Origin of the sequence: Hymenobacter sp. ISL-91 (assembly GCF_018613725.1) — a bacterium.
In the GTDB taxonomy this organism is placed as follows: domain Bacteria; phylum Bacteroidota; class Bacteroidia; order Cytophagales; family Hymenobacteraceae; genus Hymenobacter.
Genome location: NZ_JAGGPS010000013.1, coordinates 138,633 through 154,148, shown reverse-complemented (window position 1 = coordinate 154,148; position 15,516 = coordinate 138,633). Strand labels below are relative to the sequence as shown.

General features: G+C 57.8%; 16 protein-coding genes and 3 tRNA genes. 14 read left to right on the top strand and 5 right to left on the bottom strand.

The window, feature by feature from the left end:
- The first annotated feature begins 486 nt into the window (after window positions 1-486).
- The 10 genes from J7E24_RS07220 to J7E24_RS07175 all read left to right on the top strand — a co-directional run bounded on the left by J7E24_RS07220 (window position 487) and on the right by J7E24_RS07175 (window position 8,300).
- A complete protein-coding gene (locus tag J7E24_RS07220; protein ID WP_215136600.1) occupies window positions 487-1,785 on the top strand; it encodes a site-specific integrase in 1,299 nt (432 codons plus the stop codon).
- 12 nt (window positions 1,786-1,797) lie between these two features.
- A complete protein-coding gene (locus tag J7E24_RS07215; RefSeq protein ID WP_215136598.1) occupies window positions 1,798-2,724 on the top strand; it encodes a hypothetical protein in 927 nt (308 codons plus the stop codon).
- A 101-nt stretch (window positions 2,725-2,825) separates the two neighbouring features.
- Window positions 2,826-3,131 (top strand): helix-turn-helix domain-containing protein, encoded by a 306-nt coding sequence (locus J7E24_RS07210; protein WP_215136596.1) that lies wholly within the window; start codon window positions 2,826-2,828, stop codon window positions 3,129-3,131.
- Between the two features lies 1 nt (window position 3,132).
- Window positions 3,133-3,522: a hypothetical protein gene (locus J7E24_RS07205; RefSeq protein WP_215136594.1), complete on the top strand. Its 390-nt coding sequence runs from the start codon at window positions 3,133-3,135 to the stop codon at window positions 3,520-3,522.
- A 28-nt stretch (window positions 3,523-3,550) separates the two neighbouring features.
- Entirely contained in the window at window positions 3,551-4,894 is a 1,344-nt protein-coding gene (locus tag J7E24_RS07200; RefSeq protein WP_215136592.1) for a DUF3987 domain-containing protein, read from the top strand.
- 69 nt (window positions 4,895-4,963) lie between these two features.
- The gene (locus J7E24_RS07195) at window positions 4,964-5,986 is read left to right on the top strand and encodes a DUF6371 domain-containing protein (RefSeq protein ID WP_317195623.1); all 1,023 of its coding nucleotides are present in this window, start codon (window positions 4,964-4,966) and stop codon (window positions 5,984-5,986) included.
- Between the two features lie 25 nt (window positions 5,987-6,011).
- Window positions 6,012-6,443 carry a hypothetical protein gene (locus J7E24_RS07190; RefSeq protein WP_215136588.1) on the top strand — a complete coding sequence of 144 codons (432 nt, stop codon included), beginning with the start codon at window positions 6,012-6,014 and terminating at the stop codon, window positions 6,441-6,443.
- Between the two features lie 741 nt (window positions 6,444-7,184).
- On the top strand, window positions 7,185-7,649 hold the full coding sequence (locus J7E24_RS07185) for a hypothetical protein (protein WP_215136586.1): 465 nt from the start codon (window positions 7,185-7,187) through the stop codon (window positions 7,647-7,649).
- On the top strand, window positions 7,646-7,939 hold the full coding sequence (locus tag J7E24_RS07180; protein ID WP_215136584.1) for a hypothetical protein: 294 nt from the start codon (window positions 7,646-7,648) through the stop codon (window positions 7,937-7,939). The genes J7E24_RS07185 and J7E24_RS07180 overlap by 4 nt, the downstream gene beginning before the upstream one ends.
- 10 nt (window positions 7,940-7,949) lie before the next feature.
- Complete coding sequence (locus J7E24_RS07175) at window positions 7,950-8,300, top strand: hypothetical protein (protein ID WP_215136582.1); 351 nt, start codon at window positions 7,950-7,952, stop codon at window positions 8,298-8,300.
- A gap of 87 nt (window positions 8,301-8,387) precedes the next feature.
- Here J7E24_RS07175 and J7E24_RS07170 read toward each other — a convergent pair whose 3' ends face one another.
- The gene (locus tag J7E24_RS07170) at window positions 8,388-10,166 is read right to left on the bottom strand and encodes a hypothetical protein (RefSeq protein ID WP_215136580.1); all 1,779 of its coding nucleotides are present in this window, start codon (window positions 10,164-10,166) and stop codon (window positions 8,388-8,390) included.
- 408 nt (window positions 10,167-10,574) lie between these two features.
- Here J7E24_RS07170 and J7E24_RS07165 point away from each other — a divergent pair, with 408 nt between their 5' ends.
- Window positions 10,575-10,880, top strand: coding sequence for a hypothetical protein (locus J7E24_RS07165; RefSeq protein ID WP_215136578.1), 306 nt, complete (start codon window positions 10,575-10,577; stop codon window positions 10,878-10,880).
- A 180-nt stretch (window positions 10,881-11,060) separates the two neighbouring features.
- Here the strand turns inward: J7E24_RS07165 and J7E24_RS17980 are convergent, their stop codons facing one another.
- The 4 genes from J7E24_RS17980 to J7E24_RS07145 form a co-directional block, all read right to left on the bottom strand.
- Window positions 11,061-11,216: a DUF1508 domain-containing protein gene (locus J7E24_RS17980; protein WP_215136576.1), complete on the bottom strand. Its 156-nt coding sequence runs from the start codon at window positions 11,214-11,216 to the stop codon at window positions 11,061-11,063.
- 193 nt (window positions 11,217-11,409) lie between these two features.
- A tRNA-Arg gene (locus J7E24_RS07155) sits at window positions 11,410-11,483 on the bottom strand.
- A gap of 93 nt (window positions 11,484-11,576) precedes the next feature.
- Window positions 11,577-11,653, bottom strand: a tRNA-Pro gene (locus J7E24_RS07150).
- A 104-nt stretch (window positions 11,654-11,757) separates the two neighbouring features.
- A tRNA-Ser gene (locus tag J7E24_RS07145) sits at window positions 11,758-11,845 on the bottom strand.
- 191 nt (window positions 11,846-12,036) lie between these two features.
- On the opposite strand from J7E24_RS07145, the gene J7E24_RS07140 reads away from it, so the two are divergent.
- The 3 genes from J7E24_RS07140 (at window position 12,037) to J7E24_RS07130 (ending at window position 15,416) form a co-directional block, all read left to right on the top strand.
- Window positions 12,037-13,038: a vWA domain-containing protein gene (locus J7E24_RS07140; protein WP_215136574.1), complete on the top strand. Its 1,002-nt coding sequence runs from the start codon at window positions 12,037-12,039 to the stop codon at window positions 13,036-13,038.
- Window positions 13,035-14,003, top strand: a complete 969-nt coding sequence (locus J7E24_RS07135) for a tetratricopeptide repeat protein (RefSeq protein ID WP_215136572.1) — start codon at window positions 13,035-13,037, stop codon at window positions 14,001-14,003. Before J7E24_RS07140 ends, J7E24_RS07135 begins: the two co-directional genes overlap by 4 nt.
- A 231-nt stretch (window positions 14,004-14,234) precedes the next feature.
- The gene (locus J7E24_RS07130; protein ID WP_215136570.1) at window positions 14,235-15,416 is read left to right on the top strand and encodes an acetyl-CoA C-acyltransferase; all 1,182 of its coding nucleotides are present in this window, start codon (window positions 14,235-14,237) and stop codon (window positions 15,414-15,416) included.
- The last annotated feature ends 100 nt before the right edge of the window (window positions 15,417-15,516 follow it).

Sequence of the window (15,516 nt, the reverse complement as noted above, 5' to 3'; positions counted from 1 at the left end):
CCACTTGGCCTGCTGCTATCTGGCGTGGGTGTCGTTGCGCCAATTTGCCCGCCAAACGGCACAAACCATCTATCAGGCTCACCAACAGCAGTGGACTCCCTACTTGCGCCAGCTACTGGCTCAGCCGCTCATTCCCGCACTGCTACCTGTAAGTGCGTAAGTCCTAATAAAATGTCAGCATTCGTCTCTGATACTGTAGACATATATCCTAGTTGTATGAACAGACAACAAAAAAGCCGCTCAGCAAAATAGCTAAGCGGCTGATTATCAAAGTACCCCGTACACGATTCGAACGTGTGACCGCCTGCTTAGAAGGCAGGGATTCAACCATAATACCTATTAGTATTTATTGCGATTAAGCACGATAGCGGCTGTTTTAGCAGATACCCCTTCGTATTCATTCTAGTTATTTAGTGCCCTTTTGGTATATTTGTTAGCCCCGCTGTTAGCCCCGGCTGTTGGGGCTAACATTTGCAAGCCCGTGCTATGAGCAAAACCACTGACCACAAAGAAGGAAAGGCTACCGTCCGAATCCACTACAAGACTGGTAAGACCCTGGCAGACGGCTCCCACCCTTTTGTAATCCGAATCACGAAGAACTGCAAGCACCTGACACGCAACACGGGTATCAGCTTGCATCCCAAATACTGGAACAAAGAGAAAAAAGAAATCCGGCGGAGCTACCCTGGCGATGCAAAGGCCCTGTGGCGAAAGCTAGAAGCGAAAGCCAAAATATACGAGGAAGCCGCCGAGGAACTGGCCGAAGCAGACGAGCATTACGAAGCCGAAACCGTGCTGGCGAAGGTGAGCGAACAGCGCAAAGCCGGCCGCCGAGTAAAGCTGCTGGCCTACCTGGCCGAGAGAGTTGCGGCCCAGCTCGAAGCCGGCAAGTTGGGTAACGCCCGCGTGTATCGGGAAACGAGTAATGAGCTTTCCCGCTTCATTGCCAGCGAGTACGGCACCGAGGATATATCGTTTGCCCAGGTAACGGTAGGCTTCTGCCATGAATGGGAGCAGGCCCAGCGGGGTACTGGGGCCGAGGATACGACCTTATCTGTTCGGTTCCGCACGCTTCGGGCCGTACTCAACAAAGCTATTGCCGTAGGCGTGGCCCGGCCCGAGCACTATCCCTTTGCCCGCAACCGCGCCGAACAGCACAAGTACAGTCTGAGTCAGCTCGACCTGAGCACTGCGAAGCGGGCACTACCCCGCGAAGATTTACGGCGATTGGAGGCCCTAAACCCAACGGTTGGCCGCCAGATGATGACGAAGAATGTATTTCTGTTCTCTTTTTATTGTGGGGGCATCAATTTCGTGGATTTAGCCCAACTCAAGTGGAAAGATGTAACCGGCCCGAGTGATGCCCAACGGCTAAATTATACCCGTCAGAAAACTTCAGGCAAGTTCACTCAAAAGTTATTGGCTCCTGCTGCTGCCATAGTGGCTCAGTATCGCCCTCTAACCTATACCGGGCCGGAAAGCTACATCTTTCCTTTCCTCGACATGGCGAAACACACCACGGCAGCGAAGCGAGCAGTGAGACTAAAAAACGTGCTGGGGTGGGTCAACAAGAACCTAAAGCTATTGGCAGAGCAGGCAGGTATTACGGTGACCCTTACTACCTACGTAGCCCGGCATTCCTTCGCCACCACTTTAAAGTTGGCTGGCACTAATACGGCAGTAATCAGCCAAGCTATGGGGCACAGGTCCGAAGCAGTTACGGCCGTATACTTGGATTCCTTCGCTTCCGACGTAGTTGATTCTGCTTTTGATAGCCTTCTCTAACAACGCACAAGTATGAAGCTGCACTTCACCACCGAGGAACTACAGGAGTTCCTAAAGCTACTTACCCGAAAAGGCGAAGGTGGCGACTTAACGCGGTTCCCCTGGCTGGAATTTGAAGACCTTGCGGATAAGTGGAACGCTTGGGCGGGGATGTCGGAAGATGAGAAAGTAGCCGTTACAGATGGGAAGGAGGAGCTGTTTCAACGGGTTTCCTCGACCATTGCCCAAAGCTACGGGCAGCAACCCGCGCCCACCACGGCGAAAGAGCTTGAGAGGAATCAAACGAAAGCTTCTGCGTCGGCAGTGATGACCGGCAAAGGGTGGGGTGGGCTTGCCTCAGAGCACAACCTAGACCGAATGCGAAGGGAGTATGACGAGGGCAGATTTTACTACGACACGCCGGAAGGATTGCGCGAGTACGCGGAACGTCGGCTAGCGCATTATCAGCAGAAGCACGAGCAGGCGAAAGACGAAGCGTATAGAATGGATACCAGTGCTCAAGAGGCCGTAAATGCGGCAATGGATACCGCCTATCGTGAAATTGGGAAGCATATAGAACAAGACTTGTCTGCTAAGCAGCCTAGAGGCAGGGGAAAAGCTACCAATAGAGAAAAGCAAATCAAAGACCTATTGATTGAGGGCTGCCCCGAGACGTTATTTCATGAAGTTGCGGAGAAGTTGGGGCTGATAGAAGACGGACGCACTTCCACAAATGCCCGTCCCCGGTTGTGGCGGGCGTTGGTTCAGGCATTCAGGGATAAGAAGCTTATTCCTTACGAAACGGTAGACACAGCAGAAATACACCGAGCATTAAAGAGTGAATTTGAACAAGTAGGAGTAGAGAATTCATATCAGGGGGGGTTCACCCCTATCAAGACAACCGAGGAGTATTATAATAATGCCTTGGCATTTATAGAGGCGAAGAATCTGCGGTTTTGAGGGATTTCTTGAGTAGCTCAAAACCGCAGAAACAGGGTAAAGGGGCACGCTAATTTTGGAACATCAAACCGGTAAACTCCCCCGGTTAGAAGTCTCAAAATATGCCTCAAATCATCACAACAGGTGTTTCCTACCGTGATTTCTTGAACGACTGCCGCGCAGTGTTCCGCCAAGAAATTCAAGAACAACTAAAGGACCTTGGGCACCTTACTTCCCAGCCAACAATCGGCGGCATTGACTTAGCGTGTGAGGTAACCGGCCTCACCAAAAACACCATCTACGCACTTTGCTCAAGGCGTGGCATCCCATACAGCAAGCCCGCTGGTGGGAGCAAATTGTACTTCAACCGCGCCGAGCTGCTAGAATGGATAGCCAGCGGCCGCCGGGAGCAACAAAAAACCCGATAGTATGCTGCTACATACTACCGGGCTCAAAGTACAGGGTTTGATTGAAGACCAACCCAAATATACGAAGCAGCAGGCACTTAGAGAAGCTCATCCGCAGCTTTTCGGCCTACTCGATGCTTCGCCGCTGTTCGCCTATTCTCCGACTGGCTTACAGAATATAATTCGGCGGTTCGGAGTTTCTACAGACACCTTGGAGCAGTGCCTAGCGGTTTATCTGCGACCCGGCGAATCACCTAGCCGAGACGAGCACATGGCCCAGGACGTGGCCCGGCTCTTAACGGCAACGCCTGAGTTGCTGGATACAATCGCTAAGGTGGTAGGCCCAAAGGCCCGCACTCGTAAAAAGGCAGCCGCCAAAGGGCAGAAAGGGGGGAAATACCGTGGTAAATAACCAAGACGCTCCCAACCAATTTGAGCTGATGCGTGCGGCGCTGGGAACTCAGGAAGAATATCAGCCACAAGACACCACTCCAGAGGGATTCCCGGCCGAAGTGTACGAAGCACTGCCACGTCTTTTGCAGGAGTGCTGCCAGCCGTTTACAGCCGGACACGAACGGGATATTCTGTTACTCGGTGTATTGGGTGTGCTATCGGGGTGCTTCCTGAATGTCACCGGCACCTATGACGGGCAGACCGTCTGGCCGATGCTGTACACGTTTGTCATTGCGCCAGCTGCCAACGGTAAGGGGGGGCTGTCAATGGCTCGCCGCTTGGCCTACCCCATCCACGCCGGCCGTGTGCAGGAAAGCCGGGAAGCGCAGGGCGAATACGAAGCCGCCGTGGAGCAGCACGCTCAGCACATGAAAACACAGAGGGGCCGGGCTGAGAAATTACTAGGTCACGCCCAAGAGCCGCCCGCTATGCCACCGTTCCGGCAACTATTTATTCCCGGCAACAGCTCCGCCGCCAGTATTCTGACGGTGCTGGATGCCAACCAGGGTCAGGGAATTATCTTCGAGAGCGAGGGTGATACCATTGCAGGAGCGCTCAAACAGGAATGGGGTAGTTACTCTGACTTGTTGCGCAAAGGGTTTCATCACGAAGCCGCCACCAGCCAACGGAAGACCGGCCGCGAGTTTCTTGAGGTAGATAGCCCCAAACTCGCAGTAGTGATTACCTCCACAAAGGGCCAGGTCCCGGGCATTATTCCCAATGCCGAAAACGGTCTGTTCAGCCGCTTCCTGTTTTACTACTGCAACCCGCCGCAATTGTGGCGCAACGTCGGCCCAGACAATGGGCGGGGCAACCTGACTCAGCACTTCGACCAGTTAGCCGAGCGGGTAGGGCGTCTGGTATGGGATGTTTGCGAACCTGTCACAGTAGAGCTTTCTGCTGAGCAATGGCAGGCACTGAACGAGCAGGGAGCCGCCGCGCTAGCAAAGGCAGTACATCTGCACGGCGACGAAGCCGGAAGTATCATCAAGCGGCTAGGGCTGATTCTGTTTCGCCTGTGCATGTTGCTGACCGTGCTTCGCGCCCACGAAGAAGGCACGGCCTTACGGGGTACGCTAACGTGCAACGACCTTGATTTCAACACGGCGTCAGTACTGCTGCAAGTTTGCCGCCGCCATGCATTAGCCCTTTTCGAGCAGATGCCCCGCGAACAGCAGCCCCAAGCCTCTGGCCGCCGCTATGCAGCCCGACAGACCAAAACGGAACAAGCTATTGCGTTGCATCAGCAGGGGGTGAGCCAACGGGAGATTGCCCGGACACTTGAAATACCCGAAGCTACGCTACGGGGTTGGCTCAAAGCCGCTGCGTGAAGGTGCGCGAAGTGCGCGAGTGCNNGCACTCGCGCACTTCGCGCACCCCATCCCCTTTAATAATTCACTGTGACCCAATTACACCAACTTCGCTATTTTCTGCCACCTCGTAGCAAGAAGGTAACGTGTCCGGCTTGCGACCAGCCCAAGCGGTTCAAGCTATACCACGATGCTACCACCGGCCACCCCGTAGGAGACGCGTACGGCCGTTGCGACCGGCAAGACCACTGCGGGTACGACCTTCGGCCCCAGTCAGACAAGCCGCCGGAACGGAGTGCAAACGCATTTCGTGACTTGCCCCCTGCCCCGCCTAAGCCGCTGGCTATTTTGCCGGAGGAAGTAGTAGCCGCCTCGCTGGCTCACCACCGGGCTAACAACTTGGCAAGGATGCTGGGCCGGATAATTGGCTACGGTCAGGCAAACGAACTGCTGTTAGGAATGGAGGTGGGCACGTCGTCCCATTGGCCCGGAGCAACGGTATTTTTCCAACGCGACGAGTACGGCCGCCCACGTAGCGGGCAGGTGGTCCATTTTGACTCGCAGTCTGGGAAGACTATCAAAGACTTGGCTCCAAATGGAGAAAAACGCCGTCGCACTACATGGCTGCACAAAACGACGAAAAAAGCCTTCAAGCGCAAAGGAGAACCTTTCCCTCAATGGCTGAAAGACTACGAGGAAGCGGAGCAGGTAAGCGGTTGGCTATTCGGCTTGCGGTACGTGCTGGCTGCTGCTAAAACGGTGCCTGTGGGCATTGTTGAAGCGCCAAAAACAGCCCTACTGTGTAACGCGTTCCTGCCGACTTACCGCTGGGCCGCTACTTGCGGGTTGGGTAACCTGACCGAAACGCGCTTGCGGCCGCTACTTGACAGGAAAATTGAGCTGTTCCCGGATGCTTCCGAAAATGGCAGCGCCTTGGCCCATTGGCAAAATAAGGCAGAGCAACTGCGTCGTAAGGGCTTCCAGGTAACAGTAAATGAAAGGCTGGAAACCCTTGCTACCCCCGAGCAGCTCTGCGCCGGCTACGACTTGGCCGATGTAATCCTAGACAACCACCGAGGCTACCCGCCGAGCTGGGATAACGACACACTTTAACACTTCACCTTAAAACACCTTCCCCGTGAAAAAACAGCAAATAGTACCCGCCTACGAATTGATGAGCCTGACAAAAGCGGCCATCTTCAACACTGTACTTTTCAAGACTTACCAGCGCACGAAGCTCAACGGCGACCAGTTGGTAACCCTCATAACGCTGGCGCATCTTCAGCAAGTCGAGAAGAAACCCGCCCCAACTGTTAAGCAGATTGAAGCCTTTTACACTTACCCGGACGAGAGTCAAGCCACAACCGCCGACGTTGTGGTGGGCCAGTTGGCCGAGTTAGGCCTTGTGCATCATTCCGGCGAAGGCGTGGTGCTCACAAACAAGGGCGTAGAAGCCCTCTGTGACCTGCACGACACGCACGAGGAAGCGGCCGCCACCATTTTCCCCGGCCTGCACTTTCTGCCCTATCGGTTGTCGCTGAAAAAAAGCGAGGCGGGGACAGCCGGTTAATTGGCATTTACGCCCCTTCCAACCTCTCACCCAGCGCCGCCTAATGCCGCGCCCAACTGCCGTAACCGCGTGAAAATCAAAGAGCCTAAACTACTGGCAGCCTCTTTACTCGCTGCTGACCACTTGCGGGCACAAGCTGCCAAGAATGACCTTTCAGTGGGTCAGCTCCGGGCATTATTGGGCATTCAGGTAATGCTTTTGGGCTCCTATCAGCCAGCCATTGCCCTGGCGGAACTACGGGAAGCGGCCATTCTCTCCAAAACCAGACTACGGGACGCGGTTAGCGGGCTAGTAACTGCTGGGTTGGTAGCACGGCGCAGGGGCCGAAAGGGCCGGCACGAAGTAGCCCTCACTATTGCCGGGCGCATCACGGCTGAGTTAGCCGCTGCCCACCTCGCCCGAGCTGCAAAGAAGTTTCTTACTCGATAGGGGGCCGGGCGGACTCCCCAAAAGGTGAGCCACCTACACGGGGGCACCTCAAGCCTAGAAGCGGCCCCCTCGACTTCTCAAACAGAAACCGATTCCGGCGACCGGGTACCCTTGGAAAGTCGCCCCCTACCCCGGCAAGGTGCTACTTCCATTTATCTGCCTGAACACTAGCTGACGGGGAAGGAGCATACAATGCTGCGTAATTTAATTACGTACAATTCTGATTATCAATTATTTATATTTCAAAAGTCTTGTTAATTACGTTTCAGCCCCTGACCTTTAACCCACCGCTCACCCTCTCAATCCACCGGAATGTTGACCGCCACAACAACACCAACCATTACCCAGCCCGTCGCCCTAAACGATGAACTGCTGACCCAGCCAACCAACTACAGCGGCTGCGCCGCCGTGGGCCTGCTGACCCCCGAAGAAGTGGTCAGTGGCTGCTGCCTCTATCTGGCCCGCAATGACGTTCACGGCCCGCGCCTACTCGCTGGGGACTATCTCGTATGTCGTCCACTAGTAGCAGAGCAATGGGCAGGCATTGCCACCGATTCCTTTGCCTTGCTGCTAGTGCAGGTCGGCGCGGCTGACGATGGAAGTTGGGAGGCCTTCCAAGCCCACCACGTAGCCCGCATTGTGGGCAATGGCTTGCGTTACGGCGGCTCTCTGCTGAGTCTGCAAGACGACGAGGCCAGCCTACCCGAGCCAGTAGAAACGGCCGCCGCCGACTTGGTAGAAGTGTATCAGGTTGTTCGCGCTGTCCGCCCGCTATGAGAAGCCCCCGCGTTGTTCGCCTCGTCGGCTACCTCACCCCCGACCGGATGCAGACCGTTGGCCGCCCCAAGCTGACGCCAGTTCAGGTTGAGCAGGAAGCCGAACGTTACCTCTCCCTGCTTTCGGCGGCCTGCCCCAAAACCCTGCTTAGTATAGCCGTTCACCTGCCCGGCGCGGCCCATACTTACTATCTGTACGCCCGCCACGGCAAGCTACACGAGTGGTTCGGCTGTCAGACGGACGGCGACGCCTACCACCTTGCGGCCCTGCTGACCTTTCCCGAAATTTAACACCTCCCCTATGAACAAGCCAACCGATAAAGAGCAAGCGCACAAACAATTTGCCCGCGAATGGCCCGATGTAACGTGGCTACGTGAGTACTTAGACATTCTGGCCCAGCATACACCCGAGGTGTTTATAGAGCCTCCAACAGATATGGTTATCCAGTGCTACAGCATGGGCTACGCGATTCGCGACTTTGTTACCATGTACAAATTAGGCGGACATGCGCTGGCTGACATGGTCTTAGCCGAGTATGAGGAGCGGGAAGACTATGAAGCATGTGCCGCCATTCAGCAGGCCCTGGGGAAGCACTATCAGGAGTGCCGCGAGATTCACCAGACGATTCGCAGGCTCTACGGCCGGGACTAAGCAGGACCAAAAGAAACACCCGTCCAAATTGAGCGGGTGTTTCTGCTTTTAGGGGTTGGGCAACCACCGCAATTGTGCAGGGATTGGTTAGTAGGCCCCGCCCCGGTTGGCAGGGCTAGGGGTGCCAAAGCCGAGCACGTCCTTTTTGCCGACTAGTTGCGACTTCGGGGGGGCTGGTACGCCAATGCGGAGTACTACCTTCTCCTTCTTTGGGTATCGGTCACCCGAGCCAGCGGCCGGGCGAGAGCTAGAGGTATTCCAATCGCTTCCGGGCGTCATCAGTGGCCCCCGCCCCGCTGGCTGCCCGGTGGTGGGCGTCTGGGTGTAGGGGTCCAGCAGTCGGCCGCCCTTGCGCTTCAAGGCTTCCACGGCGCGGGCCTGCTCTGACGTGAGCTTGCGCGGGTTGTAGCTGCCGCCGCTGGCGCGTTGTAGCTGGGCGTCGGTGGTCTGGTTGGCCGGGATGATAACCGACTGCTCCGTAGCCGTGGGGCCTGAGCTGCGGCCCTTCGTTCCCGAAATATCCCAGAGGCTGGGTTTCTTCGGGCTGGCCCCTTCCGATTCCTGCTGACCGGCTACGTCCTGGCCGCCGGTCCCGTCATTCGTGGTGCGGGCCTTGTCGGTGATACTGCCCCGGTATTCAGCCCGTAGTTCAGCCTTGCGGGCCTGCTCTGGGCTCAGTCCTTCAATGGTTGAAAGCAGGTAAGCGTAGGCGTCAGTATCCGAGGTAAATGCCTGCGTGCGGCCTACGCGCTTGCCGTTGATGTACAAGGCCAGGTCGCGGCTAGTGATTCGGGCGGGTACTTTGCCGTTGCCCTGCGCAAGCTTGGTGGTCGTGCCGTTCTGCCCGACTACTTCCGCCCCCCGGTTGTCTACCAATACCTCAGCAAACGGGCTCCGGGCGCTGGCGAAGGTCACGCCCACGGTGGGGTAATGATTAGTCACTTGGGCCGGGGTGATGCCGAGCGCCGCTTTCATGGTGCGCTGGCGAAGGCCGTTAGGCTCCGGGGTATAGGTGCTGGCCTGATAGCCCACGGTCGGCGTAACGGTAATTTCCGAAGCGGATTTCTTAGGGGCTGCCTTAGGGGCTTTGGGCGCTACCGGCCGGGCATACGTCTGAATCTCGGTGCTCCGCTGGTATGCGTGGGGAAGTAGCAGCTCATCCAGGTACTGAACATACCGCTTCGGGCCGGCCTGCTCCTGCTCAACTAGCTGTTGCTCCTGCTCCGTCAGTGGCTCTAACGCCTTCATCTTCTCCACCACCCCGGCCACCGTCGCCGCGTGGGCCTGCATCCGCTGGTCGATGAGCTTACTTACAAACGGGTCGCGCCGGGCAGCTTCGACTACTTCCGGGCGGCTGGTACGAGCAATGCGCCGGCCGGTCGTCGGGTCGAGCTTAAAAGTCCCATCCTCCACCTCGAAGAAGTTGGAGGTCGCCGTATTGCGCTGTCCGTAGCGGCCGGGCGTGGCCGCCGTGGAAACGGTTGACGAATCTTCCTTGGCAAGTTGGTCGAGAAACCGGGTAGCTACGGCGGTCCGGTCGAACGTATCCGGGTTGTCGAGCACGGCGCTTGCTGCGTCGGGGCTGTAGGTGCCGGGCGGTAGGATGTTCCCATCCTTGTCTTTCAGCGTGGCGTTCAAAGCCGCATCCACGGCGGCCGGGTTATAGGGTGCATCGGCCCCGCTGGAAAGCCGGACTACATCCTTAAACCGGCTTTCGAGTTGCTTGGTCCAATCAACTTTACTGTTATGGTTGGCTATCTTTTCGTCGGCTAGGCTCTGCTTGTCGGCGCTGTTCAGGTTAGGGTTCTGGTATACCTCCCGAATTTCCTTGTACAACCCTCCCCGCTGCTGGTCAAGCATAGGCATATAGGGTAGGAAACCGCCTGTCTGAATACCCGAGCGTAGCCGCTGCATCTGCTGGGCTTCCTGTTGCTCCTGCTTCTGCTTGTTGGCGGCTGCCTTTTCGGCTGCGTGGCGGGCTATTAAATCTTGTCGGGCTATCGTCGCTAGGGGCTTGTCGCCCCCTTGAAGCAGGAAGGCAGCCCCGGTACCGGCGACGCCGAGCGGAACGGCGGAAAAACTTTGAGATGGGATATTTGGCATTGCTCAAAAATACAACATAATCAGCGGTTTGCTCGGAGTTGTCTACCGAATTAAATTACGTACAAATATATGATAATCAATTATTTGCAAATAAAAAAGGGTGCCTTTTCACAAGATGATTAGCACTTTTGCAGCCCCGGCAGACAATTGCCGGCCAAACCCTATACCGCCATGCCCGAAGTGTACACCAAGCAGGAAGTTGACGAGCTATTAGCCGAGGCACTGGCCCCAATTCTAAAGGAGTTGGCCGAGCGCCGGGCCGGGGCAGGCGTTATCTGGGTTGACCAGCAGGAAGCCATGAAGCTCACCGGCCGCAGCGTCGGCTGGTTCTACCAGAACCGCACCAACGGCAAGCTCCCGATTGCCCTGATGCCCCCCGAGGAAGGCAGCCAGCGCCTGCGTTTCTCTTACGCCGACTGCGTAGCCTATGGAAGAAAGCACGGCCATTTACCACCCGCCCACCTTATGCTAGACTGATTAGGGCCGGGGCTTGTGTGCTGCCGTAGGTCGCCCCATATTGCAGGGCAAACCTGTCTAAAGTTCAACAATCTATGAGGAAGCCATTCGGCTCTTTCGCCCTGTTGCTGGCCCTGACTGCGGCCGCACCCTGAAACAACAGAAAGCCCCAGCGCTCATTACGCTGGGGCTTTGCTAATCTTAGCTTCCTCTATATCCGTTCCGCTGCGCATTCTCTACGCAGTTTGCTCTGGATGAGTAGCCTTGAGTAGAAGCGCCTACGATTCGGCCATTAGGGGCTGTGCGGTTCCAACGCCACTCTTTTTTGTTGTCCTGGTAAATCTCCCACTTATCCATAAGTTATTTTTGAAGGTTTATGTATAGCACAATGTAACGAAATATCATCAACCCAATTCTGTTCACAATTCCATGAAAGAAGAGGAGGCGGGTAGTATACAGAGTAGAGCAGCGAAGTGGTTGTTAGCCCCACTGTTAGCCCCGACAACAAATTAGCCACTCAGCAAAGTAGCTAAGTGGCTAATTATCAATGTACCCCGTACACGATTCGAACGTGTGACCGCCTGCTTAGAAGGCAGGTGCTCTATCCAGCTGAGCTAACGAGGCGGGTTAAGAATGTAAAACGCACTATTCAACGACAGAGCGAGTTCTAAAAAGCAAAAAGCCGCCCGCCCCAAAGGCGGGCTGACGGCTAAATGCTGGTCGGGGTGGCAGGATTCGAACCTGCGGCCTCCTGCTCCCAAAGCAGGCGCGATACCGGGCTACGCTACACCCCGAAAAGGATACTTAAAAATTGAGAGTTAAAAGCTGAGCACTAACCGGGCTTGCGCCAACGGACAGTTATCAACTTTTAACTCTTAATTTTTAATGCAAAGAAACGCGGAGAGAGGGGGATTCGAACCCCCGGTAGCCTTTAGAGCTACGGCAGTTTAGCAAACTACTGGTTTCAGCCACTCACCCATCTCTCCCGAAGGGTTGTCCTTTCCGGTTGAAAGGTGTTGCAAATATACGAGCCGGATGGAGATTCAAACCCTGTTCCGAAAAATATCTTCCATCTTGCTACTGCGTTTGGGGCTTTCAGGCCGCCAATTAGCGCGTTTTACCCGTGGGGCAGCCCCACTCTTTTGGCTGGTTGTATTGTGAACATGAACTCGTTACCGTGGCGTTGAACTGGGCGTATCTGCCAGGCTGGCCGGAGGCGGCAGCGGCGCTGATTTTTTTTATTTTTTACCTGGGCTACGCCCTCCGCACCCGCCGGCTGGCCGCCCCGCTGGGCCAGCACGGTGGCCGGCTGAGCTGGAAACTGGCGTTGCGCCTGCTGTATGGCGGCCTGCTGGGCGCGGCGCTGCTCGGCCCCGCCTACGGCCTCACCCGGCTCCCGGTGCGCACTGCCGGCAAAGACGTGTGGCTGCTCGTGGATTTGTCGCGCTCGATGAACGCCCCCGACGTGGCCCCCTCGCGGCTGCAGAAGCTGAAGGCCGAACTGACCACGCTGGTGCGCCGCTTTCCGGCCGACCGGCTGGGGCTCATTGTGTTTGCCGGCGAAGCCTACGTGCAGTGCCCGCTTACCTATGATCAGGACGCGCTGCAGCTTTTCCTGAGCACATTAGAAACCAGCCTCGTGCCGGTTGGCACCACCAACCTGGTACCGCCACTCAAGCTGGTGCTCGACCGCCTTGCGCCGGCCGCTTCCGCCGCCGGGCCGGCTCCGGCAGACGTTCCGCCCCGCGCCACGGCCGTGGTGCTGGCCACCGACGGCGAGGATTTCGGCGAGAACATGGAGGGGACGGTGCGGGTGCTGGCCCGCTCGGGGGCTCGCGTGTTTACAATGGGCGTGGGCACTACCGAGGGCAGCCGCATCCCGATGCCCGACGGCCGCCCGGGCTATGTACGCGACGCCCGCGGCCGCGACGCCGTAACGCGGCTGGTACCGGCCCCACTGCGCCGCCTGGCCGAGCAGACTGGCGGTCAGTATTTTGAGCTGACCGACCAGCGCAACGAGTTTTCCCTGCTGCTCTCTGCCCTCAACCAGCTGGAGGGGCAGGCCCAGCAGGTGCGCACGGTAGCCGTGTCCGACAACCGCTACCGCTACCCGCTGGCGCTGGCGCTGCTGCTCATCGGGCTCGATATCCTGCTGACAGTGAAAGTTATCCGGCCATGAAAACACTGCTGACGATGCTGCTGCTGTTTAGCTTCTGGGGGAGTCTTACCCGCATCCACGACCGTAATGCGGCCGTGCAGCGCGGGGCTGCGGCCTACGCCAGTCGTCAGTACGCCGAAGCTGCCCTGGCTTACCGCGAAGCCGCGCTGGAGCTGGGTGGCACCGACGACGCGCTGTGGCTGAACCTGGCCCACGCCACCCTGCGGGCCGGCCGGCCCGCCGAGGCCCGCACTTACTACAGCCGCCTGTTGGAAAGCTCTGATAAGCCAATGCGGAGTGTGGCGCTGCAGCAGCTTGCCGCCCTGGCCGCCAACCGGGGCGAATATGCGCCGGCCGTAGCCCTGCTGCGCCAGGCACTACTGGCCGATGCCGGCAACGCGGGTGCCCGCTATAGCTATGAGGTGCTGCGCCGCTTTCTGGCTGGCCGCGCTACCCCGCCGCCACCTCCCTCTCCTAATGGCAGCCCCCAAAAGCAGCCCGACGGCCCCCGCGAGCAGCAGCCCCAGCCCAAAGCCGGTCCCGGCACCCAAGGCCAACTCCCCGACCCCACTCAGCCCAACGACCCAAGCAGCACCCCGCAGACCCGCCCCGATGCCGGCGGCCAACCCGACCCGGCCCAACCCTCAGCTACACCCGGCGGTGCGGCCAGCGGCGGCTTCCGGCCCGGCGCGGGCCCCGAGCGCAACGTGGCCCGCGGCAGCCAGCCCGGCACTGTACGCGGCCTCAGCGACAATGGGAACGGCCCCGCGGCCCCCAATGGCACCAGCGGCCGCGGGGGCACTGAGGCCGCCGCCGGCAACGAAGCTAACCAGCAAACCCAGCGCGCCCGCCTGCAGCAGATGAACCTGAGTTCCGGCCAGGCCCGCCAGCTGCTCGAAGCCCTGCGCACGGCCGAGCAGCAATACCTGCAGCAGCTGCCGCGCAAAGCCACCACCCCCCGCGACAAAACCAAACCGGCGTGGTAGTGGTAAGATGGTGAGAAAAGGCGAGTTATACTGAGCATGTGGCGAATTGAGCCAGGGGCGCAGCCGAAGTTGAAGAATCTCACGTGCCACAGTAATTCCTAACGACAGGATTACCATTACGGTAGAGATTCTTCGACTTCGCCTCCGACTTCGCTCAGAAGGACCCGCCTTTTCTCACCAAATCACCTTTCGTACCTTTAGGCCCTAATCTCACCCCACCCAATTCAACTTATGCAAATCAAGGAAGTAGTAATCGTAGCCGCTGTGCGGACTCCTATTGGCTCGTTTGGCGGCAGCCTGGCCTCGCTGTCGGCCGTGGAGCTGGGCGCTATTGCCATTAAGGGCGCTTTGGAAAAGGCCGGCGTTGAGGGCAACCAGGTGCAGCAGGTGATTATGGGCAACGTGATTTCGGCCAACCTGGGCCAGGCCCCGGCCCGCCAGGCTGCCAAGAAAGCCGGCCTGCCCGACACCGTAGAATGCACGACGGTAAACAAAGTGTGCGCTTCGGGCTCGAAGGCCATTATGTACGGTGCCCAGGCCATTATGCTGGGCCAGGCCGATGTGGTGATGGCCGGCGGCATGGAGAGCATGAGCAACGTGCCCTACTACCTCGACAAAGCCCGTTTCGGAGCCAAGTACGGCCATGGCCAGATGATTGACGGCCTGATGAAGGACGGCCTCTGGGACCCTTATGGCGACTACGCCATGGGCAACGCCGCCGACGCCACAGCCACCCACTACGGCATCTCGCGCGAAGACCAGGACGCCTTTGCTCAGCAGAGCTACGAGCGGAGCGCCGCTGCGGCCAAAGCCGGCAAAAAGAAGGACGAAATCGTGCCCGTAACCATTACGGTGCGCGGCAAGGAAACCGTTATTTCCGACGATGAGGAGTACCTGAAGGCTGATTTCAGCAAGTTTGCCGGGCTGCGGGCCGCTTTCACCAAGGAAGGCACTGTAACGGCCGCCAACGCCTCCACCCTCAACGACGGCGCCGCCGCCGTGCTGTTGATGAGCCGCGAGAAGGCCGATGAACTGGGCATCAAGCCGCTGGCCATCATTCGGGGCTTTGCCGATGCCGAGCAGGCTCCCGAGTGGTTTACCACCACGCCTGCCCTGGCTATTCCGAAGGCATTGAAGAGCGCCGGGCTCGATGCTTCGGAAGTGGATTTCTACGAAATCAACGAGGCTTTCTCGGTGGTTTCGCTGGCTAACAACAAGCTCCTGAACCTGGAAGGCACCAAGGTAAACGTGTACGGCGGTGCCGTTTCGCTGGGCCACCCACTGGGTGCTTCCGGTGCCCGGATCGTGACTACGCTGCTGAGCGTGCTCGAGAATGAGGGTGGCAAAATCGGCGTTACCGGTATCTGCAACGGTGGCGGTGGTGCCAGCAGCATTGTGCTGGAGCGCGTTTAAGGAGCTGCTAGCTGTAAGCTTTTAGCTGCCAGCTGTCAGCTTTCGTTCTGTAAACTGGAGAGTTTGAGTTGAAAGCCCTGCCGCTTGTTTTGCGGCAGGG

Bases quoted from the DNA above. Each gene is read 5' to 3' on its own strand.
- J7E24_RS07210 (WP_215136596.1), top strand. From the start codon at position 2,826: ATGCCTCAAATCATCACAACAGGTGTTTCCTACCGTGATTTCTTGAAC.
- J7E24_RS07185 (WP_215136586.1), top strand. From the start codon at position 7,185: ATGTTGACCGCCACAACAACACCAACCATTACCCAGCCCGTCGCCCTA.
- J7E24_RS07135 (WP_215136572.1), top strand. From the start codon at position 13,035: ATGAAAACACTGCTGACGATGCTGCTGCTGTTTAGCTTCTGGGGGAGT.
- J7E24_RS07165 (WP_215136578.1), top strand. From the start codon at position 10,575: ATGCCCGAAGTGTACACCAAGCAGGAAGTTGACGAGCTATTAGCCGAG.
- J7E24_RS07205 (WP_215136594.1), top strand. From the start codon at position 3,133: ATGCTGCTACATACTACCGGGCTCAAAGTACAGGGTTTGATTGAAGAC.
- J7E24_RS07130 (WP_215136570.1), top strand. From the start codon at position 14,235: ATGCAAATCAAGGAAGTAGTAATCGTAGCCGCTGTGCGGACTCCTATT.
- J7E24_RS07170 (WP_215136580.1), bottom strand. From the start codon at position 10,166: ATGCCTATGCTTGACCAGCAGCGGGGAGGGTTGTACAAGGAAATTCGG.
- J7E24_RS07215 (WP_215136598.1), top strand. From the start codon at position 1,798: ATGAAGCTGCACTTCACCACCGAGGAACTACAGGAGTTCCTAAAGCTA.
- J7E24_RS07220 (WP_215136600.1), top strand. From the start codon at position 487: ATGAGCAAAACCACTGACCACAAAGAAGGAAAGGCTACCGTCCGAATC.
- J7E24_RS07175 (WP_215136582.1), top strand. From the start codon at position 7,950: ATGAACAAGCCAACCGATAAAGAGCAAGCGCACAAACAATTTGCCCGC.
- J7E24_RS17980 (WP_215136576.1), bottom strand. From the start codon at position 11,216: ATGGATAAGTGGGAGATTTACCAGGACAACAAAAAAGAGTGGCGTTGG.
- J7E24_RS07200 (WP_215136592.1), top strand. From the start codon at position 3,551: ATGCGTGCGGCGCTGGGAACTCAGGAAGAATATCAGCCACAAGACACC.
- J7E24_RS07180 (WP_215136584.1), top strand. From the start codon at position 7,646: ATGAGAAGCCCCCGCGTTGTTCGCCTCGTCGGCTACCTCACCCCCGAC.